This is a genomic window from Petrotoga sp. DB-2 (genome assembly GCF_054051725.1).
In genome coordinates, this window is the sequence record NZ_JBSVZD010000032.1 from 1 (window position 1) to 21,008 (window position 21,008).

The window sequence follows — 21,008 nt, forward strand, 5'->3', positions numbered from 1 at the left end:
AATCACTATCTTTATTGCCCTTGGTAAACTTAATTTAACTCCAGCTTAATTACCCACTATTTTCGTGATAGAACCAATCTTTTTTCGAAAAACCGAAATTATTGATCTTTTTGTTTACAAAAACAATTTTTCTATCACAATCCATAATAAGTATAAGATCATTCAAGTCATCTAAAATGTAAGAAGGGAAGTTTGCTTCGATAAATTCAAAGGGTTCGTTTTTTGATTCTTCTAACTTTTTTTGAAGTTGAGACAGTATGAAATCTTTCTCTACCCCTGTAAGTTTTTCGTAATTCTCGTTTATTTCAGTCACCCCTTATCACCCTTATTCTACCTTTATTATAGAGTATTTGAAACCTTTTTCATTTAAAAGATTGTTGATCTTTTTAACAACAATTTCTCTACTATCAGAAAGGTTTTTAATTCCTCGAAATAAAATATATATATGTTCAGAATTATAACTTATTAAGTCTTCTTGCCTTATGATCTTTTTCAATTCATTAATTAATTCGTTGTCAAAAGAAGAATGAATTTTAATCTCCACCAATAGGTGATCTTTATCTCTTTTAACTTTTTCAAGATCGAGAACTATATCAAATAACTCTGAGCATAAAAGGTTGCCGTCTTTTTCGTAAAATGCTGGTTGTTCTTGGTTATTTACTCTGTTTACAGTGAATGGAAATTCTTCGTCATACTCAAAAGTATCTTTGTATTCGTTGAACAAACCCTTAGCTTTTTCAAGTTCATTGTTTTCTGTGTAGAATTTAATCAATCTTAACCAACTGTCTTCTCTTTGTGAATAATAAAAAGCTTTTTGGAAATAATAGTGTGCATCGATTTTATTGTTCATTTTTTGGTGAATGTTACCCATTTCAATTAACATATCAACATATATTCGTTTTAAATATTCCCTTTTTTCTCTTACCCATTCCTCCTGAACATTTTCTTGTAGTAACTCGCCTTTGTATAAACTAACCGCCTTTGAGAACAAAAACAAACGTCTATTGATTTCTTTCTCTTTAAAACTTTCATCGCTTAAGGCTAAAAATTCTTCCAAATCGATATAGATATCATTTGATTTCGAAAATAAACAAAAATCTTCTTGCAAAGTTAATTCGTCGCTGCTCAATCCCAAATTTTTTCTAATATAATATAATGTAGTGTTTAAATTTTGCCTCGCACTTTCATCATCGAAACCGGGCCAAAATAGATCGTACAATTCAAAAACGGAAACCTTTTGACCTCTGTTGAGTATAAGATATTTAAGAATTTCTCTGGCTTTCCTTGATTTTAAATTTTCTATTGGTTTATCATCAAGAAAGATTTTAAAATCCCCTAACATATAGATATTTAACATAGGGTATGCCCCCTTAATACTTAATCTATTAATATTTTAACACTTTTGATGATAAACCCAAAAATATTAACATATTTAAATCGATGTATATTTACTAAAATTCGTACGAGGATACAAGAGAAAAAGAAAATGTGTTAGAAACAAAGTTATAACCGCCTAAGGTCTCAAATTTGAAGTTGGATATTTGATTCAAAATGCCTCCTTTTAAGGAGAAGCCATAATGATTTTCCAAATAACTCAAATCTAAGCCAACAAAAAAGTTGTTGTTCATATTCACAGCCAATTTTTTAAGCTCTCCCCCAAGGTAAAATCCAAGAACTTCAAAATTCAACGCTTGTGCTAATTTTTCTCCCAAATAAAAACCTTGTTCTTCGTTGGTAAGTGTATCTTTTAAATCGAAGATTTTAAATGTAGGGAAGTTTTTAGTTGCTGTGAATGCAAAATCTCCTTTGAAATCAAGGCTGTTATTGGAAAATATGTAAGGAACAAATACCCCCTCGAATTCAATAGAGTCTATGTATGTCTTATCGTTCAAAAAAAGATAAAAGGTCTCATTTTGATAGTTTACACCAACTTTCATTCCATTAAAAATGAGTCCTACATAGTAACCCCCATTTTTGTAATCAAGTAAGTTACTCATGCCAAAGAAAACTAAATCATTTAATTCCACTTCTGTTTCGGTAATGAACTCATCTTCATAATAAGTAAATTGGTTGTAATAAGTTTTAAGAGCAATTTTATTCTTTTTTGAAAATTCTTTTTGATCTGTGAATTCTAATTTTTCAACGTTGTTAACTTGGAGATAGATGTCCAACGTCTTTTCTTCGTTCCCTTCTAAATAATAAATAGAGGTGACATAGTTTTTATTGTTTTTCAATAAGTCGATAGTATTTTCAAAGTGCATATTCACACTGTCTAGAATAATTTTTGTTCTAACCTGATCTCCCAAGTCATTGAGAGGAGTAATTTCAAAAGTAGCCTCAACATTACCTTTTGAATCAAAATTGAAAGTATAACCTTGAATAACAGCCACACTACCGAGCAACGTTTCACTTCTGCTATCATTCTTCAAAACAGAGTATATTGAGTAATTATACATTTGAGAACTCTGTGAAAATGCAAAAGTATGGAACATCAAAACGAAGAGTATTAAAAGATAGATATACTTTTTCATTTTTGATCAACCCCTTCAGAGGTTGGGGTAGCAGTTAAAAATATCATCATCCGTTTACTTTCGTCTTTATTTTGGTTATCACCGAATAGAAACCTAAAAAAAGGCAGGTCTTTCAGAAGTGGCGTTCCCCCACTTTTTGAATAAAGTTGGCTCAAGTCCAAATCAGCGATCAATAAAATTTCGTTGGGGTTTAAATTGATCTTGGTCTCCAACTCTGACTCTGAAAGTAAATAGCTATCTCTTGTAACTTCCATCAAGTTTGATGTTTTTGTCTTAAAAGAAAGTTGAAGAATTTGATTCATCATAGTTGGAGTCATTTCTATTTCTATTCCACTCTCAATATTTCTAAATTCGTTTCTGTAGGTAGTAAAAACGATACTCTCTGAATTCTTCAAACTTAATAGCGCTGGTTCTCCTGGTAAAACGTTGACAACCTGTTTAGTAACCAAATTTGCAGTTTCGTTCTTTTCGTACATCTCTATTTCAGCCTCAAAAAGATCTTGTATCGAAAATCCTATTACCGGACTGTTAAGAGAAAAACTGTTTATTGTACCTTCTTGGTTTATGTTGAATACATTGCCCTTTATCAGATCAGAGTATCTTTCGTTTGTCTCAACGATATAGACTGTTAATTCAATATATGGCTCTCTCTTATCCAAGTTGTTAACCAAATCTTTTATATAATCTATTGTATTTTGTGGAGCATACACAACTATTTGATTAGTTTCTTCGTTAGTTTTTATGTATTGGTGTAGATTTTCAGGGATCAAATTTAAAAATTTATCAACCGAAATATAATTCAAAGAAATAACTTGGGTTTCTGCTAAGTTCAAAAAATTATGGCTTTGAGGATCAGCTAATCCCACAAAATAAACATTTTCATCAATTTTTTTGTAAGAATAGCCCCCCGGGAGTAGAAGTATATTCAACGCCTCTTCTAAATCCATTTCTACAAAATCCGCTGTGACCAAACCACTCACGTATTGATCGGTTAAAATAGTTACCCCCGTTTGAAGAGATATTTCATTCAAAGCCTCTACTAAATCTGTATTGTAAAAAGTAGCAGTCACTTTTGGAGCAGTACTTTCTTGAGAGAAAGCTGATAAACACATAAATGATAAAAGAGCCAAAGTTAGTGTTCTTTTTAATATACTTTTTATCACATTAACTCCCCCTCGAAGACTTTTAACCTTTGTTCATTGTTATAAATAGTAAGGATGTATCTATAACCTTCTTCTTCTAAAATTGGTATTTCGCCAATCAACATCGTTTCTTGGTTTGGTACTAACCACTCTTGACTAGATGGAAGAAAATCGTAAACACCTATACTTACACCATCGTTGTCTAGAATACTCAAACTTCCTTTAGGGATTATGTATCTCTCCCCTGTATTTTTGATCATAGCACTGAAAATTCCCCTGCCTTCTATTTTTTCATAATTTGAGCTGGTAAGCTCAAAATTATAATTTACTTCACCTATAACGGTCTCAACGTTGACCTTTTTCTGAGATAAAAATTCTCCCGATTCTTCGTACGCATTTAAAACGATTTTGCCATAGTATGCACCATTTTCTACTTCTTTTGGTACATTTATTGAAAGAATAACTCTCGAGGTTCCTTGAGCGTTAACTGTAAAAGATGATGGAGATCTCAAAGTAATCCATGATAGTAAGGATCTATCTTTAGGTAAACTCGCAAATTCTTCTCCACCAACTTGTACTGTCACGTTTTGATTAAACATATTTTGTAGATTTATAACAAAGGTTTTTACGGCACCAGGATAAAGTTCATAACTGAACTCTGTATTGTCTAGTATAAGCGCAAGTTCCGTTGGAGGAGTGAAATTGAAGCCTTCTTCAGGAACGTTTATATCGTATGTAAAAACTCTTTGCCTGTTAGAGTAGTTAACGAAGAGGTTTACCTTGTATTCTCCAGGAGCTAACAAGTACTTGGGTTTACCTGAAAATACAACTTTATTCCCTTTTATTATTCTTTGGGCGGTTATATTGTTATTTTCCATGTAAGGAGATTTTAAAGGTAATCTTTCTATCATCCTACCCGATTTATCTCTCAAGATAGCTTCAGTAGAAATCACGAGGTCATAACTTGAACCGTTAGCAATTGTAGATTCAATTACTGGTTTGCCTTCTTCATCTGGAACGACTTTGACGTCTTCAACTTCTACCTTTGTTATGATGGTTCCTTGTACGTGAGCTGTGATTCTTATCGCATACCTTATAATTATTCCTATCGTTCCACTCGTTTCAACTTCTGGGGTTATCATGAGGATAAAATTGTAAGTTCCAAAAGGAGCGTTAGAAGGTATGCTTACAACAGCATCGACAGGTGTTGTCGAACGTGGAGAAACGGTAATGGAGTTTGGAAACTCAATCCAATTTGAATATAGAAAGTTATCTGGAGTTGCTTCTACATAATCAAAATTTCCATCAATGTTCTGAATTATTTGATAAAGCTCTATATTGACGTTTTGTGTGGTGTTGCCTCCAATGACGTTTATAGTGGCAATGAATTCTTCCCCTGCCCTGACGTCTTTTTCAACGGACAAAGGCGAAACGGTTATCTGAGCAAAAGAAAAAGTTGTAAAAAGTAAAAAAACAAATGATAGAATATAAAATTTCTTCATAATTAATACCTATCCCCTTTTTTGTGTCTATTATACCATAATTCATAATTATGGAATCTTTGATATTTTATTCACTAAAACTCGTTGCACCTAAATATTAATAAAATTACCCCTTTTTATGTGCTCTAATTGTAAAAAGGGGTAATTGAAAACTAGAACGTATTTTTTTATGAATGTTCTTTAAAACTTTTAAGGTGCGGATATGGTAAAGGTTACATCAGCGATCTTGGTGGTTGTGGTGAGTGCACCTAAATTTAAGTTACCTAGAACGTCAAGTGTTGCAGTAACATCAAAAACAACATTTCCTGCTGCGCCATAACCCGCTACGCTTGAATCTATGGATATTTGTAATAAGTTAGCCCAATCTTCGTAACCAATCACAGGTGCTGGTTGGCTAGCAGTAACATTGTAACTAACATTTGCCTCAGCTAAGAGCTTTACAGTGTCTGAAGGATTCGCGGGATTTGCTGGATCAAATACTAAATCAAACTGGCTATCAGGACTTGTAGGATCTACTGACAATCTCACAAACTGAGGAACATTTAAATACACAGGAACATCAACGGAATCAGAAACTTGTGCCAAACCTGAAATTGAAACCAACATCACCATCATCAAAACTACCAAAACTAAAACTTTTTTCATACTTCGCCGCCCCTTTTAAAATTTTTGTTTTTTGAATTATTTTCATTATGCTTTTTTAATTTAATTATACTTGCTATAATAAAACCATAATAATTTTTAATAAAAATACAATCAGAATTTATGTTACAATTTCAGTAGTTCGATGCTGTGAGTAGGATGTCACCAATTTGGCCTCCCTCAAACTTGTATATAAACGGCTGTTGAACATATAATTCAAAAGTTAAAGAATAACTTTGGATCCCAGGAGTTCCTTCATCAGGACCTGATACCGATAAATTATAATTATGTTCTATTGAATTTTGTATATTATTATCTAATGATTCAAGTACCGTGAATTCAGCCTCTAAATAATAATTTACATTGGATTCTACATTAAAAGTTAAACTAGCTGCTACTGTGTCGTGAAAATTGGAGGCATCAGCATATAAGTCCAACTGTGTTTTACTAAAGTCTGTAATTTTCAAGTATTCAGGTACCGTTAAATATATAGGGACGGTAGTCTCTTTGTTTATAGAAAATGAGATTGATGAGATGATAATGATGTTAAAAATTAATGTATATTTTAACGTTTGAACCAATAGCCCTCACGCCCTGACTTAATTTTTTAGAAAGCTAATTCTAATTTAATTATACTCAGGGTAATAAGATGACAATTAATTTTAATAAAAATACAATAAGAATTTTGCAAAAAAATAGTAAGAAAAAACAAAAAATAAGAGAAAGATTTAGGAAGTTATCAAGAAGCCGAAAGAGTAATATAGACATCCCCTATGTGGATAATTTCATCGACGGTGATAACTTTATTTTCAAAAAGGGATAGTATTAGTTCGCGTTTATCGTTCCACAAATCAGCAAAATTCGCCTTTATTTCAATGTGAAAATCGGTATTACCATTCTCTACGGATATTACTTCCTCATTTTGTAATATAATATAATCTTCCAAAAAGTTGTAACTGTCAAAAATATCCAATGAAAGATAAATATCGTACTTTGGCAAAGTTGATTCAATGTGTACGGGAACTGAAGAAATGATATTATTCTGAGGATTTGCAAGGTCAAAAGTTAGTTGAATTCTGCCTTCTCCTCCAATGATGAAGTTTATAACAGGTTCAGGTACCTTAAAGTAAATAGGAATAGCTAAATAATTAAAATACCCCCCTTCCATCGGGATAAATACAACAACATCTGCAACATGAAGACCTTCTTTAGGAGACCCAGCCTCAAGATATTTTTCTTGTAATAAACTTCCATAATTGTTGAATAGCTTACCTAAATTAGAGCCAACTTTTACGTCGAACTCTACATTTGGATTATTTAAATAAATATTAGGAGAACTTAAAAATTGTAAATAACTATCTTCAGATAGAAAATCAAATCCATCTAAATAATCTACGCCAACATAAACATGAAGGGGAAGTAAGTTAGTCTTTAGAGATAGTTTAGAAATTTTTTGATCGTACCATGGCCCACTACCTGGATAAGGCGGGGAGAATTCAAAAACTATATCGTTTGAAACGTTATAGTCCACAAAAAAGTCATCGACTACAAAATAAATATCAACAAAATCTAACTGGTCCCCGTTTGAGTCAAAAAGCAAAACTTCTCCTATTTTTGTGCCTGAAGAAGATAAAAGACCATTCTTAAACATTGCTAGAATTTTTTGGTTATTATTTTGCCAGAATGTTTGGACATTAAACCCTAGTTGTATTGTATAAGTATTTCCACTTCCCCAACTTGAAAGGTTGAAATAACTTTTAAGAAATTCGTAATCACTATCTAGTTGTAATTCTACGCGAGAAACGCTCGATTGCTTAACATCAACTAGTATTTGCTGGTACTTGTAATGGCCCTCATCTAATTTGAATTCGAAATAATTGTTTGTTGAAAATATGCTTATAGTTATGAACAAAAAAGTTAAAAAGACAATTATTTTCTTCATTTTAATCACTTCCTAATAATTTTCTTTCTAAATTATACCTCATTTTGTACAAATAATTTTAATTTTTCCAATAAAAATTCAATAAAAATGGTTATAATTAGCTTTTAATGAGCTTTAAAAAAATAATAAAAGACTTGACATTTTTATTTTTATTTAGTATAATTTTACTAGACTTTTATTAGAGGTGGTGAGTGTAATGAAAAAGACAATTTTCGTAACGTTAATAATTTTGTTTGTTATGAATATAAGCGTTATTTCTTTTTCTCAAACTTCTGATAGTGTTAATATCCCGGTTTATATCAGTGTTCCCAGCTATGCTGCAATTGACTCTGCTGATAAAGAGAGTTTAGAATATGAATTAGATTTGTCATCTCCTGAAAACAAAAGTGAAGAGGTTAAGGTAAAAATCGTAGCAAATACAGCTTTTGAACTTAAGGTTGAATTTGATGCCGAAGAAGGTAGTTTTAACGAACAGAACCAAGCATTGTTTGAATTGTTGAATAGCAGTTATAATTATTCTATTGATAGTAACGAATCATTGTATGGAGTTATTGAAAAAACTGTTCAAGTGGGATTCAATTTTCAACAAGTACTCGATAGCAATCCCGAAATAAAAGAATCACTTTTAAAAAGCGGAGAATACAACGATAAGGTTGGAAATTTTGTTTTCACAGTTTCCCCTGCAGTTTAAAGATAATTAAGCGCCCCTTAGCCCCGCAGCCCGCCCACAAGGAAAAGGTTCTTTGCCCTTTCATCACGTTTTCCGCCCTTCTAAGGAAAAAATAAAAGTCTTTGTCCAGCATTCCACCCAATGAAGGAAAATTTTCCGTGTAGTTTAAAGATAAATACTGCAGCAAACGTTCGAGAGGTAGGTTGATCCCTGCCTCTTTTTTATTATTCAAAAATTAACAATTATTTTGTATTTGATAAACTTTTTTGAAGTAAAATAAAACGGCTGAGGTGAGAATAATGTTTAACGAAGAATTAAAAAATAAAAACCTTATAATTGAATTAGAATCTTTTGAAAAGATATTAGAAAGAGACATCATCATTAGAAATTGGAAAGAAATTGAACTACCTTCTGAAAAGGCAAAGATACTTGCCCCGATAGATGTCAATGTTTCTTTGGAGAAAGGAGAAAGTCGTGTATTAGTAACTGGTAAAATTGAAACTATGGTCCAGCTTCATTGCTCGAGATGTTTGAAACCCATTGAGTACTGGATAGAAGAAAGTTTTGAGGCAGTCTATTTAAGTAGGAACTTTGAAAAGTATTTGTCAAAAACTGAGCGTTTGAAAACGTTAGACAACCTTATTTACTATGATGGCCAATCAATAGATTTGACAAATCGAGTAATAGAGACTATAATATTATCAGTACCAGAGGTTCCACTGTGTAGAGAAGATTGTAAAGGGTTATGTCCTATCTGTGGGACTGATTTAAACGAAAATCCAGATCATTCTTGTGAAACAGAGGAGATTGACCCACGTTTTGTAACATTAAAAAAATTGCTGGATAACGAAAAATTAAATTAATACAAAATACTAAAGGGGGAAACATAGATGGCAACACCAAAACAGAAACCTTCAAGAAGTAGAACACATTCAAGAAAAGCAAAATTTTACTCTGCATACAAGATTAACGTTGTAAAATGTCCAAAATGCGGAGAGCCAAAATTACCGCATCGTGTCTGTTTGAATTGTGGGTATTACGGTGATAAACAAATCTTAGAAATAGGTGAATAAGCCAATGGACAGTGTAAAAATAGGTATAGATCTATACGGCGGTGATAATGCGCCCCACTCTGTTGTTGAGGGCGTACTTTTTGCTTTGAAGAATAAGTTTCTTTCCCCTGAAGAATTGGTTTTAGTGGGAAATGAAATTTCAAAGGAAGATTTAGATAAAATATCAAATTTAAAAATTGTACCAGCCAAAAACTCGGTTAGTAACGAAACAAAACCAACAGAAGTTTTGAAATTGAAGGAATCTTCCATGTACGTAGGTTGCGAAATGTTGAAAAATAAAGAATTGAATGCTTTTGTGAGTGCGGGGAACACCGGTGCGTTGCTTTCAAGTGGTACTTTTGTTGCTGGTAGGCTTCCCGGTATAAAAAGGCCTGCTTTGGTTTTGGCGCTTCCCTCTAAATCAAATAAACCAAAAATTTTAGTAGATGCAGGGGCGAATGCCGAAGTAAAGGCTGAACACTTTTACGATTTTGCAAGAGAAGGAATAGCTTATGCTAAATTTTTGAATCTTGAAAATCCGAGAGTGGGGATTTTAAACATTGGTTCTGAAGACGAAAAAGGAAATTCAATAGTTAGGGAAGCTTCTAATTTGTTAAAAGAAGAAAAGACTTTTAATTATGTTGGGTATGTAGAAGCACGTGAACTGTTTGATGACACGTGTGATATAATAGTTACAGATGGATTCACTGGTAACAACGTGTTAAAAACTATGGAAGGCACAGCTTATTTTATCCTACACGAATTGAAAGAAACTATTAAAAAAGGTGGGTTATTCACAAAATTAGGAGCCTTGTTTCTAAAAGGTTCCTTAAAGTCTTTGGTCAGTAAGATTGATTATAGAAGTTATGGAGGAACATTCTTTTTGGGAGTTAACGGTGTTTTAGTCAAGGCGCATGGATCTTCAGATGCTGAAGCGATAGCGAATGCATTGTATGTGTCTTACCGTGCGGCTAAATTTGACTTGATCAAAAAGATTGAGATTTAAGAGGGGGTTTAAAAATTGTGTGGGATAGTAGGGTTTGTTTCAGATAGAAAAGTAAAAGTTGAAGAACTTATTTCTGGGTTAAAAAAACTTGAATATCGGGGTTACGATTCCGCAGGTTTAGCTTACAATGTAAATCATTCTATAAAATACTTAAAAAAGCCAGGAAGAATTAGCGAAATTGAAAAATTACTATTAAATGAAGGGTTATTAGAAGAAAGCTTTTATTCTGGAATAGCCCATACAAGATGGGCAACGCACGGCATTGTTTCGGAGCAAAATTCTCATCCGCATTTGGATTGTAAAGAAGAGTTAGCTGTTGTACATAACGGAATCATAGAGAACTTTCAAGAATTGAGAACAGGTCTTGAAATTAAAGGTCATATCTTTAAATCAGAAACGGATTCCGAAGTTATCTCTCATTTGATAGAAGATAAATACAACGGAGATCTTTTTGAGTCAGTTTTAAGAGCTTTGAAGGAACTGGAAGGTGCTTATGCTATTGCGGTTGTTCATAAAGACAAACCCGATCAAATCATAGCTGCAAGAAAAGGTAGCCCTTTAGTGATTTCAAGTAATGAAAATATAACCATGTTAGCTTCAGATGTCACTCCTTTATTGAAATATTCAAAAGAGATGAACTTTTTGAATGACGGTGAGATAGCCATTTTAACTCCTAAAGGTTATTCAATATTTAACTTAGATGGGGTTCCCCTTGAGAAAAAACCAATAAGTATAACCTGGGATGAATCATTGGCAGAAAAATCAGGATATCCACATTTCATGTTGAAAGAAATCTTTGAGCAACCGATAGCATTAGAATCTGTTTTGGTTGGTCGATTAAAAGATGGAAAACCACAGATAAAAGAAGTACAATCTTTAGAAAGTTTTGTTAAGAACCAAATGAAAAAGGTGTATGTAGTTGCATGTGGTACGAGTTATCATGCCGGTTTGGCTGCAAAATACTTCATGAATAGATATTCAGATATTGATTTTGACATAGAGGTTGCATCAGAGTTCAGATACATGAATCCAGCAATAGATAGTAATACTTTGGTGTTGGCTATATCTCAATCTGGGGAGACTATAGATACGCTAGAGGGGGTCAGATTAGCAAAGAAAAAGGGTGCATATGTATTAGCTATAAGTAATGTAGTCGGTTCCACTATCTCTAGAGAATCTGACGCAGTTCTTTATCTCAACACTGGTCCGGAGATAGGGGTTGCCGCAACAAAAACTTATACTGCACAGATAGTTTTGCTTTACACCTTAGTTGCCCAACTTATCTATTGGAAAGGTTACAAAAACAAAGAGCTGGATGACATAATGAGAACCATTGAGAAGATGCCAGAATTGTTTAGGATTATCTTAGATAAAACAAACGGTCACATGATGGAGTTAGTAAAGAAGTATAAAAACTTCAAAGATATGATGTATATAGGTAGGGTTTTTGGTTTTCCTGCCGCTCTGGAAGGTGCTTTAAAATTAAAAGAAATCAGTTATATCAATGCCATCGCCTATCAAGCGGGTGAATTAAAACATGGTCCAATAGCCCTATTGGATGGTAATTTTCCAGTTTTTGCAATAGTCCCAACAGGGAAGTTGAGAGAGAAGATGATCTCCAACATTATGGAAGTAAAAGCGCGTGGGGCAAGAGTTATAGCTTTAACCCCAAAAGATGATCTACAAGCAAAAAAAATATGTGATGATTACATCGATGTACCTTCTATTTCCGAACCTTTAATACCGTTAGTAGTTGCACCCATTACACAACTGTTTGCTTACTACATAGCGGTACAAAAAGGATTGGACCCAGATAAACCAAGGAATTTGGCAAAAAGTGTCACAGTTGAATAATTTTAGTAGAGGTGGTAAATACACCTTTATCCTTAGATGGGGCGGGCTACGGGGCAAAGCCTTTTACTCTTCCTTAGAAGGGCGGGCTGCGGGGCGAAGGGGCGCTAATAAATTTAGAAATGTTAAAAAAGTAAAAAAATTCCAGTGGAGGTGGTAAATTTTTGTTAAAAACTGATGTTTTGAATTCCGTTAAAGAAATAGTAGAATTGCTAGAAGAGAAAGATGGAGAAAATATTGTAGTACTTGACATGGAAGATTCTGAGTTGATGGTTGATTACTTTGTCATTGTTACAGGAAATTCAGAACCACATAGAGTGGCATTAAGAGACCAAGTAGTCAGGTATCTAAAAGACGAAGATATACCCATAACATTTTACGATAAAGGTCAAAGTACCGATTGGATGATAATCGATGCTGGTATTTTTATAGTTCATATATTCTCTGAAGAGAGTAGAGAATTCTACGATTTAGAAGGACTTTGGGGGGAACAAAATAGAACGGTAATGTAAAATAACACTCATATCTTTCGTTTTTCACCTCGGTGCCCGTAAAAGGGTCGGTGAAAAAAAGGAAGGTGGAGGTTAGAAAACCAAATCAAACATCTACGGAGGTGTATTTTTGTGTCAGCGGTAAGTATGAAACAGTTACTTGAAGCAGGAGCTCACTTTGGTCATAGAACGAGAAGATGGAATCCCAAGATGCAGCCTTATATCTTTACTGAAAGAAAAGGGATTCATATTATTGATTTACAAAAGACTTTAAGAAGTATTGATGATGCCTATGAATTTCTGAAAAATTCAGTCATGGAAAAGAAAAGAGTATTATTTGTTGGAACTAAGAAACAGGCGCAGCAAATCGTTGCCGATGAAGCACGCAGATGTGGAGAATTTTTTGTAAACAACAGATGGCTTGGCGGTTTATTAACTAACTTCAAGACAATAAAATCAAGAATTGATAAATTGGAGCAATTAACGGAATACGTTGAAAGTGAAGAGTTTTCAAAACTACCCAAAAAAGAACAAGCCACCATACGCAGAAATTTGGAGAAATTAGAAAAAAACTTGGGTGGTTTACGTGGAATGAAAAAAATTCCGGATATAATATTCATTATTGACCCCAAAAAAGAAGAGATCGCTGTTAAAGAAGCAAATTTACTTAAATTACCTATAATAGCAACGGTGGATACTAATTGCGATCCTGATCTTATCGATTACGTTATTCCCGCAAATGATGACGCTATTAGAACCATAATGCTTATTGCCTCAAAAATGGCCGATGCGATTATTGAAGGAAAAGAAGGCAGAATAGAAACCCTCGAAGAAGGTAGCGAAGCGGGAGAGGAAAAAGACGAAGAAGTGGATGAAGTAGACGAAAAACTAGCAGCCGAGGAGAAATACGCTAGTTACGCCGAAGAAGTAGAAGAGGAGGAGGAAGAAGAACTCGTTTCCTCAGAAGAAGAAGACGAAGACGGAAAATTTTAATTTTTGGTTGTACATAATACACCGGGGGATTGCTCCCGGTTTTTTTGTAAGAGGTGATAATTTTGAAATTTTACATAAGGACATTTGGTTGCCAAATGAATATAAACGAAAGTGAAATAATGGCAGGTCTTTTGAAAGAAGAAGGTTTCGAATGGACTGAAAATCCAAAAGAAGCCGATATAATATTGATAAACAGTTGTGCTGTTAGAGAAAAAGCAGAAAATAAGATGTATGGAGCCATAGGTGGTTATGGTAAACTAAAAGATGAAAACAAGAATTTAATATTGGGTGTAGGTGGTTGCTCGGCAGAAAAAGAAAGGGAGCATTTACTTGAAAGGTTTAAAAAGGTGGATTTTGTCTTTGGCACTAGAAATGTGATAGACATAGCAAATTTGATAAAACGGGCGTTAAATGGCGAAAGGTTCGCTGATTTTAGCGATAAATTAAATGATGTCAGTTACGATATTCCAAAGATGACTTCAAGTAAACACCATGCTTGGATTACTATCATATACGGATGCAATAAATATTGCACATACTGTATAGTCCCATACACCAGAGGTTTTGAAAAAAGTAGGCCTATGGAAGATATAATAAAAGAAGTTGAAAGTTATGCAAAAAAAGGCTACAAAGAAATAACCTTTTTAGGTCAAAATGTTGATTCCTACGGTAAGGACTTTGGGGACAAAAAATCTAAATTGGATTTGCTCATACAAAAGGCAGCAGAATTTGATTCTATAAAAAGAATTTGGTTTTTAACCTCTTATCCATCTGATATAACAGACTCTTTGATACAGACTGTAGCAAATGAGGAAAAAGCGGCAAATTATTTCCATCTTCCAGCTCAATCAGGGAGCAACAAAATTCTCAAAGCGATGAATAGAAAATACACAAGAGAAGAGTTCATTGAACTTGTAAATAAGGTAAAGAAAGAAGTAGCTAACGTTACAGTATCCAGTGATTTTATAACAGGCTTCCCATCTGAAACAGATGAGGATTTTGAAGAAACGGTAGATTTGATCAAGCGGTGTAGATTTGAGAGGATAAATATCGCAGAATATTCTCCAAGAGAAGGAACCATAGCTTATAAATATCAAAAAGATGATGTTCCTAAACATATTAAAAATAAAAGATTGCAATATCTGATGGAGTTACAAAAAAGGATAAACCTTGAAGAAAATGAAAAGTATCTTGAACAAGAAGTTATTATAATTCAAGAAGGAAAAGCAGGTAAAAATGGTACTTATATGGGAAGAACTATGAACAATAAATTAATAATCTTCGAAAGTAATGAAGAATTGAACGGCGAATTTTTGAAAGTAAAGATCAATAAGATTACACCGGGCCCATTGTATGGAGAGGTCGTGAAGACGAACTACACGAGCGTTTAATAATATATAGAAAAAGGAGTGTTCACACTTGACACATGGAAAAGTCTATGAATCATTATCGTTTTATAGCCAAGCACTAAAAAGCGATATGAAATATTCTATTTATCTCCCGCCTAAATACGACATTGAAACTAGGAAATATCCGACTATTTATCTACTGCATGGACATGGGGGAAACGAAACGAGTTGGCTAAGAAAAGGTAGAGTAGATCAAAGTTTGGATTTAATGATAAATAACAATGAAATTCCACCTTTTGTAGCTGTGATGCCTGATGCCAAGAACAGTTGGTACGTTAATTCTCCAACGGGGGAGAACTATGAAACCGCTTTGATTGAAGACCTGATTCAACATATAGAAACGCAGTATAAGGTTTACAACGAACGCTCTTCGAGGTTCATAGCTGGACTATCCATGGGGGGTTACGGTGCCTTAAGGTTGGCATTTAAGTATCCCGAGTTATTTTTGTCTGTTGCAAGTTTAAGTGGGGGAATAACTAGAGAAGTTCCCCCTGAAAAAGAAGTCGATTTAGATGGGAATGAAATTAATGTCAGAGAAGATTACTATCATGATGCATTTGGTTGGCCCTTTGATTCCGAGTTATGGGAAAAAGAGAATGTTTTTAACTACATAGAAAACTTGAAACAAAGCGAATTAGAGCTTCCGGTTTATCTTTCTTGTGGAAGTGAAGATTATTTTTACCTATATTTAGGTGCTTCTGAACTGCACCATGAATTAAGAGTAAACGGCATATCTTCAACTCTTTTTATAAAACCTGGTGATCATAATTGGTTTCTTTGGAGCCAAGAAATAAAAGAAGTATTAAGGTTCTTTGCGAAAAACATGCTTATAATCCATTAAGTAAGGAGTGAATTTATGGACCAAAAAAATGGCACCTATAGATTAGTAATGAATTCTTTGTTTATAGTTCTATCCATACTTTTGTCAAGGTTATTAGCGATTAGAATTCCCATAGGTAATGTTGAAGTTATTAGATTTGGGTTTGGAACTATTCCTATGTTTCTTTCAGCCTTTATTTTTGGGCCTTTGGATGGATTTATTGTTGGAGGTTTATCTGATTTGATTGGTTATTGGATAAATCCAATGGGAGCTTTCCTTCCCCAATTCACGTTAACCTCAGCTTTACACGGTTTGATTCCGGGTATAATTTTTAAGTACTTTTTTAAAAGAAGAATCAATTATTGGACATTAGCCGTTTCTTGTGGTTTAGGTGAGGCGGTAGGAATTACCTTAACGCCATTCTTTCTTCATCAAGCGTTTGGTATTTCATATGCGGTTCTTATGCCCCCACGTTTAGGTGGCTATGTGGTTTCATTCTTTTTGAATGCTTTTATAATGCTGTTATTACTCACTAGGATTCCTCAAATTCAAAAAATGATGGAGAAACAATAATATGGATAAATATTATGAGTTTATTTATGAATTTGAACCCAACAAGGAAGAAAAGATAATTGATCAATTTATAAAATATGGGTTTAATTCCTTTTACATCGAGGAAGATGTAGAAAGTTCAAAAACTTTTCTGAAGTTGTATGTCAAGAAGGAAGAGCAAATCAAGGATATTTTGGATTTACTTTCCCTGTATGGTTTAAGATTGCTTTCAAAAGAAATCACCGAAGAATCACAATGGTTAGAAGAATGGAAAAAAACAATAAACGTTTTTGAACTTATAGACGGGGTCTGGGTTAACCCTTTTTCCGATAAAAAAATAGAAAAACCTGGAATAGTATTGAACGTAATACCGGGAAGTGCCTTTGGTACCGGTTTACATTCAACAACTAAACTGGCGGCTGAACTTTTGAGAAAATCTGGTTGCATAGGCAAAGATGTTATAGACGTTGGAACAGGCAGTGGGATATTATCGGTTTTGGCCAAAAAGTTTGGAGCTAATCGCGTTTTGGCTTTAGATAACGATACTTTAGCTATAGAAAAAGCTAAGGAAACAGCTAATTTAAACGATGTTGATATTGAAATACGAGAATCAGATTTGTTAAGCGCTGTTGGAGAACATGAAAGATTCGACATATTAGTTTCTAATATTGTGGCTGAAGTATTGATACAGTTAATGAAAGATCCTAAATTTGATAAAGTACTTAAAGAAAAAGGATTTGTGATCTTTTCTGGTATAATTGAAAGCAAAGAGAAATCTGTTATTGAACAAGCAAAAGAAGTGAATTTAGTATTGAAAGATAGAACGGAGGACGGTTCTTGGATAGCATTGTTGTTTCAAAAGAAGACTTAAAAATAATTGAAAAACAATTGGGACGTGGTGTAAGTAATGTATTAACTATAGAAAAAAGATGCATTTACGGCTATCCTCAAGTAATAAAGAGCTTTCCTTTAAAAGATGGAAAGCCTTTTCCTACTCTTTACTGGTTAACTTGTCCTTATTTAGTGGAAGAAGTTTCTAAGTTGGAAGCACAGCAAAAAATCACGGAAATAGAAAAGATTATACAAAATGATCCAGTATTAAGGCAACAAATGATCCATGCTCACAAAGAAGAAATAAAAAAAAGAATGAAGTTATTAGGAGAAAAAATCAATTCCCTCTCTGAAAACATGATTAAGAAGTTAAAAGAAAGGGGAATAGGTGGGATTGAGGATTTTTCTACTATAAAGTGCTTACATTTACACTATGCATCTTATTTAGTCGGAAAGAACAATCCCGTGGGGGAAATAGTAGATCGTTATATTAGTAAGAAATATTGTGATGACAAAAGATGTGAAAAACTAGGATCTTAAGGGGTAAGCACAGATTCCTTATGGGTGGGGAGCGGGGCAAAGGGGCGCTAAAACCAACTTTTGAATATCTCAAAGTAATACCTTATTGCAGCTTTACACGAAAGACTTTTCAAATCAAATAAAGATTTTAGGGTTTTTAAGGGGCGAAGCCCCTTAACGTATGGAGGCGAAACAACCTATGATAGACAGATCGATTTTAAAAAACATCCCTAAAAAACCAGGGGTATATATTTTTAAAAACAATAAAGGTGATCCTATATATATAGGCAAGGCAAAAAACTTAAAAAACAGAGTTTCTTCATACTTTAACAAGAAAAATTACATAGGCAATGAAAAAACTTATGAAATGCTAGAAAAAGCTGTAAATTTAGACTACATAATAACTTCAAATGAAAATCAAGCATTTATATTAGAAGCCAACCTCATCTATGTTCATAAGCCAAAATACAATATAATGCTAAAAGATACACGAGTGTACCCATATATCTTAGTTACGGATGAACAATTTCCCAAGATAAAATACGTTCGAACAAAAAAAGAAGAAAAGGGTAAATACTATGGCCCATATTCTGATGTGAAATTTGTAAAAGATGTTATTGAAGTACTGCAAAGTGTTTATAAGATCAGAAGTTGTGACAGAGATTTAAGCAGAAAAAGCAAACCATGTTTCCTTTACCATTTAGGAAGATGTTATGGTCCATGTTACAAGGACGTAGACGAAACGGTATATCAAGAATCAGTGGAAAAGGTTAAAAAAGTTTTATCAGGAGACATTGAAGAAGTGAAGAACTATCTTCAAAAAGCCATGAAAGATTATGCCAAAATAAAAAACTATGAAAAAGCTGCTCAGATGCGTGACACGCTGTTCAAATTAGAAAATTTATTTGAAGAAGTAGCTGTTGAATACAAAAACGGAAAAAATTTAGATATAATAATGTATGAACCTCCAGTTTATTTAGTTTTAATAGTAAGAAAAGGATACTTAATTTCAAAGCTTTCCTTTACAATGGAAGGAACGTTAGAAGAGTTCTTGTATCAATACTATATTGTAAGAAAGAATGAGCCGCCTTCTTTGATATCGACACTATACAAAGAAGAAATTTCTTCAGAAATCTTGGATTTTCTTAAAGAAAAAGGCTTAAAAAGGATAGAAAAGATTGGTAAAAGTTCTAAAATATACGAAATGGCTTATACAAATTTGCAAGAAGAAATCAAAAGGCAAAAAGACTTAAGCTATGCCTTAAAACAGGCAAAAGAGATACTTTCATTGAAAAAAGAGCCAAAAATTATTGAAGGGATAGACATATCTCATCTTCAAGGATTATATACCGTTGCATCTTTAGTGCGTTTCGAAAACGGCAAGCCCAAAAAAGAAGGATACAGGAAGTATCGTTTAGATAATATAAAAGCGCCAGATGACTTTGAAAGTATCAGAACAGTTATAAAAAGAAGATATCAAAAGCATGAATTACCTGATCTGTTATTCATTGATGGAGGAAAAGGACAGGTAAATTCGGCTGTAGAATCACTAAAAGAAATCGGCTATTCTTTAAAAGATGTGGATGTTGTCGGCATTGCCAAAGAAGATGAAAGGATAGTTTTACCAGGTGATATACCCGATCTTCACTTACCTCTGGATCATCCAGTTTTAAGATTACTTATATACGTAAGAGATGAGACTCATAGATTTGCCATAGGTTTTAACAGAAGTCTCAGAAGTAAACGATTCGAAAAAACCAAATTGGATGATATTTATGGTATAGGTCCAAAGAGGAAAAAAGAATTAATAAAGCATTTTGGAGGAATTCAAAAAGTATTGGAAGCATCAACTGAAGAAATATCAAAAGTCGTTAAAAGTGAAAAAATTGCGAAAAGAATAAAAGAAAGTTTAGGAGAGAAATGATTTGGAAGAACTAATCAAATTTGCCAAAAATTACTTAAATAAATACAAGAACTTTTTAGCCGAGGAGTTTCAACATTTTTTCTTTGGTACTGTTTACGATAACGAAGATAAATTTCCAGTCTACTGTATTTTTATAGATGAAGACGGAAGAGTTTTTGAAACTTTTGGACCTGATAAACCAGGAAAAGTTATGAGCGTCCTATACCCTACGTATTACAATGATTCTGATATATTAGTAAATAAATACACAGAACTATCAAGACAATACAATAAAATAGTACAACCCAATACGGCATTTGGTATTGTACAATCGCCTTTTAAAATTACATCTTACAGGGTATGGGGAAACGAAAGACTCATAAAAAAACTTATATTTTCCGAAAAGTTAAAGGGAGAAGAATACATTTCTCTCCATCAGAACATAACAGATGAGAAATTGAAATTCATAATTGAACATTACAAGCAATGGGATGATGACATATTTTATTTTCCATATTTGAAGGATATTCATGTTTTATTTAGAGTTCCTGATTATATAAGCAGTTCAGAAGTATCCATATATATAGAAATTGGACGAATATTAAAAGAAAAAGTACTTCAAAGATATGATTTTTTAGAAAATTCTTACAAGCTCCCAGAGATGAAAGTTAAAGCTCCAGCATTAGCCGTATTCAAAGTACCTGCAGAGCGTATCCTTTATATAGATTTCAAATCTATTTATGATCAGTTTATAAAAAAGACCGCTAAAATAGTCGATCAAATTAATAAATTAGAAATTCAATTATAACGGTTCAACACCAAGGTTTTTGTTTTAAAAGGGTTACAGGGCGGAGCTCTTCCCCATCCCATCTGGGTTAGGGACCGCAGGTCCCTTTTAGAAGGGTGGGCTGTGTGGCGAAAAAGTGTTTAAAATTACTTTTAGAAGAAATTTTTATAATAAACGCATTAAAATAAACTTTTGATTTTTAAAAGGGTCACAGGGCGGAGCCCTCCACCCCTTTTAGGTTAGGGACCGTAGGTCCCTTTAGAAGGGCGGGCTGCGGGGCAAAAAAGGGTTTAAAATTACTTTTAGAAGAAATTTTTATAATAAACGCATTAAAATAAACTTTTGATTTTTAAAAGGGTCACAGG

General features: G+C 33.4%; 23 protein-coding genes. 14 read left to right on the top strand and 9 right to left on the bottom strand.

The window, feature by feature from the left end; translation table 11 throughout:
• Nucleotides 1-49: 49 nt before the first annotated feature.
• From ACW9JY_RS08940 to ACW9JY_RS08975, 8 genes are all read right to left on the bottom strand, one after another.
• Complete coding sequence (locus tag ACW9JY_RS08940; RefSeq protein WP_457284093.1) at nucleotides 50-313, bottom strand: hypothetical protein; 264 nt, start codon at nucleotides 311-313, stop codon at nucleotides 50-52.
• A 12-nt stretch (nucleotides 314-325) separates the two neighbouring features.
• The gene (locus tag ACW9JY_RS08945) at nucleotides 326-1,357 is read right to left on the bottom strand and encodes an AfsR/SARP family transcriptional regulator (protein WP_457284094.1); all 1,032 of its coding nucleotides are present in this window, start codon (nucleotides 1,355-1,357) and stop codon (nucleotides 326-328) included.
• A gap of 94 nt (nucleotides 1,358-1,451) precedes the next feature.
• Nucleotides 1,452-2,531 (bottom strand): hypothetical protein, encoded by a 1,080-nt coding sequence (locus ACW9JY_RS08950; RefSeq protein ID WP_457284095.1) that lies wholly within the window; start codon nucleotides 2,529-2,531, stop codon nucleotides 1,452-1,454.
• Entirely contained in the window at nucleotides 2,528-3,694 is a 1,167-nt protein-coding gene (locus ACW9JY_RS08955) for a type II secretion system protein GspD (RefSeq protein WP_457284096.1), read from the bottom strand. Before ACW9JY_RS08955 ends, ACW9JY_RS08950 begins: the two co-directional genes overlap by 4 nt.
• Nucleotides 3,691-5,175 carry a COG1470 family protein gene (locus tag ACW9JY_RS08960; protein WP_457284097.1) on the bottom strand — a complete coding sequence of 495 codons (1,485 nt, stop codon included), beginning with the start codon at nucleotides 5,173-5,175 and terminating at the stop codon, nucleotides 3,691-3,693. The genes ACW9JY_RS08955 and ACW9JY_RS08960 overlap by 4 nt, the downstream gene beginning before the upstream one ends.
• A gap of 189 nt (nucleotides 5,176-5,364) precedes the next feature.
• On the bottom strand, nucleotides 5,365-5,820 hold the full coding sequence (locus tag ACW9JY_RS08965) for a hypothetical protein (protein WP_457284098.1): 456 nt from the start codon (nucleotides 5,818-5,820) through the stop codon (nucleotides 5,365-5,367).
• Between the two features lie 131 nt (nucleotides 5,821-5,951).
• Nucleotides 5,952-6,398, bottom strand: a complete 447-nt coding sequence (locus ACW9JY_RS08970) for a hypothetical protein (protein ID WP_457284099.1) — start codon at nucleotides 6,396-6,398, stop codon at nucleotides 5,952-5,954.
• Between the two features lie 158 nt (nucleotides 6,399-6,556).
• Entirely contained in the window at nucleotides 6,557-7,759 is a 1,203-nt protein-coding gene (locus tag ACW9JY_RS08975) for a hypothetical protein (RefSeq protein WP_457284100.1), read from the bottom strand.
• A gap of 196 nt (nucleotides 7,760-7,955) precedes the next feature.
• Here ACW9JY_RS08975 and ACW9JY_RS08980 point away from each other — a divergent pair, with 196 nt between their 5' ends.
• Nucleotides 7,956-8,450, top strand: coding sequence for a hypothetical protein (locus ACW9JY_RS08980; protein ID WP_457284101.1), 495 nt, complete (start codon nucleotides 7,956-7,958; stop codon nucleotides 8,448-8,450).
• Here the strand turns inward: ACW9JY_RS08980 and ACW9JY_RS08985 are convergent.
• Nucleotides 8,428-8,661: a hypothetical protein gene (locus ACW9JY_RS08985; protein WP_457284102.1), complete on the bottom strand. Its 234-nt coding sequence runs from the start codon at nucleotides 8,659-8,661 to the stop codon at nucleotides 8,428-8,430. The genes ACW9JY_RS08980 and ACW9JY_RS08985 overlap by 23 nt on opposite strands.
• Before the next feature lie 67 nt (nucleotides 8,662-8,728).
• Here ACW9JY_RS08985 and ACW9JY_RS08990 point away from each other — a divergent pair, with 67 nt between their 5' ends.
• The 13 genes from ACW9JY_RS08990 to ACW9JY_RS09050 all read left to right on the top strand — a co-directional run bounded on the left by ACW9JY_RS08990 (nucleotide 8,729) and on the right by ACW9JY_RS09050 (nucleotide 20,664).
• Nucleotides 8,729-9,292: a YceD family protein gene (locus ACW9JY_RS08990; RefSeq protein ID WP_457284103.1), complete on the top strand. Its 564-nt coding sequence runs from the start codon at nucleotides 8,729-8,731 to the stop codon at nucleotides 9,290-9,292.
• A gap of 27 nt (nucleotides 9,293-9,319) precedes the next feature.
• A complete protein-coding gene (gene rpmF / locus ACW9JY_RS08995; protein WP_103079255.1) occupies nucleotides 9,320-9,502 on the top strand; it encodes a 50S ribosomal protein L32 in 183 nt (60 codons plus the stop codon).
• A 4-nt stretch (nucleotides 9,503-9,506) separates the two neighbouring features.
• Entirely contained in the window at nucleotides 9,507-10,487 is a 981-nt protein-coding gene (gene plsX / locus ACW9JY_RS09000; RefSeq protein WP_103079256.1) for a phosphate acyltransferase PlsX, read from the top strand.
• Nucleotides 10,488-10,502: 15 nt separating this feature from the next.
• On the top strand, nucleotides 10,503-12,341 hold the full coding sequence (glmS, locus tag ACW9JY_RS09005) for a glutamine--fructose-6-phosphate transaminase (isomerizing) (RefSeq protein ID WP_457284104.1): 1,839 nt from the start codon (nucleotides 10,503-10,505) through the stop codon (nucleotides 12,339-12,341).
• 161 nt (nucleotides 12,342-12,502) lie between these two features.
• Entirely contained in the window at nucleotides 12,503-12,850 is a 348-nt protein-coding gene (gene rsfS / locus ACW9JY_RS09010; protein ID WP_103079391.1) for a ribosome silencing factor, read from the top strand.
• Nucleotides 12,851-12,961: 111 nt separating this feature from the next.
• Nucleotides 12,962-13,822: a 30S ribosomal protein S2 gene (gene rpsB / locus ACW9JY_RS09015; RefSeq protein ID WP_457284105.1), complete on the top strand. Its 861-nt coding sequence runs from the start codon at nucleotides 12,962-12,964 to the stop codon at nucleotides 13,820-13,822.
• A 62-nt stretch (nucleotides 13,823-13,884) separates the two neighbouring features.
• Nucleotides 13,885-15,213: a tRNA (N6-isopentenyl adenosine(37)-C2)-methylthiotransferase MiaB gene (gene miaB / locus ACW9JY_RS09020; RefSeq protein ID WP_457284106.1), complete on the top strand. Its 1,329-nt coding sequence runs from the start codon at nucleotides 13,885-13,887 to the stop codon at nucleotides 15,211-15,213.
• 28 nt (nucleotides 15,214-15,241) lie between these two features.
• Nucleotides 15,242-16,072, top strand: a complete 831-nt coding sequence (locus ACW9JY_RS09025) for an alpha/beta hydrolase (protein ID WP_457284107.1) — start codon at nucleotides 15,242-15,244, stop codon at nucleotides 16,070-16,072.
• Nucleotides 16,073-16,087: 15 nt separating this feature from the next.
• Nucleotides 16,088-16,624, top strand: a complete 537-nt coding sequence (locus ACW9JY_RS09030) for a folate family ECF transporter S component (protein WP_457284108.1) — start codon at nucleotides 16,088-16,090, stop codon at nucleotides 16,622-16,624.
• Nucleotide 16,625: 1 nt separating this feature from the next.
• Entirely contained in the window at nucleotides 16,626-17,474 is an 849-nt protein-coding gene (locus ACW9JY_RS09035) for a 50S ribosomal protein L11 methyltransferase (RefSeq protein WP_457284109.1), read from the top strand.
• Nucleotides 17,441-17,974, top strand: coding sequence for a DUF501 domain-containing protein (locus ACW9JY_RS09040; protein ID WP_457284110.1), 534 nt, complete (start codon nucleotides 17,441-17,443; stop codon nucleotides 17,972-17,974). The genes ACW9JY_RS09035 and ACW9JY_RS09040 overlap by 34 nt, the downstream gene beginning before the upstream one ends.
• 178 nt (nucleotides 17,975-18,152) lie before the next feature.
• Nucleotides 18,153-19,877 (top strand): excinuclease ABC subunit UvrC, encoded by a 1,725-nt coding sequence (uvrC, locus tag ACW9JY_RS09045; RefSeq protein WP_457284111.1) that lies wholly within the window; start codon nucleotides 18,153-18,155, stop codon nucleotides 19,875-19,877.
• Nucleotide 19,878: 1 nt separating this feature from the next.
• Nucleotides 19,879-20,664, top strand: a complete 786-nt coding sequence (locus ACW9JY_RS09050) for a DUF4895 domain-containing protein (protein WP_457284112.1) — start codon at nucleotides 19,879-19,881, stop codon at nucleotides 20,662-20,664.
• Nucleotides 20,665-21,008 lie beyond the last annotated feature (344 nt).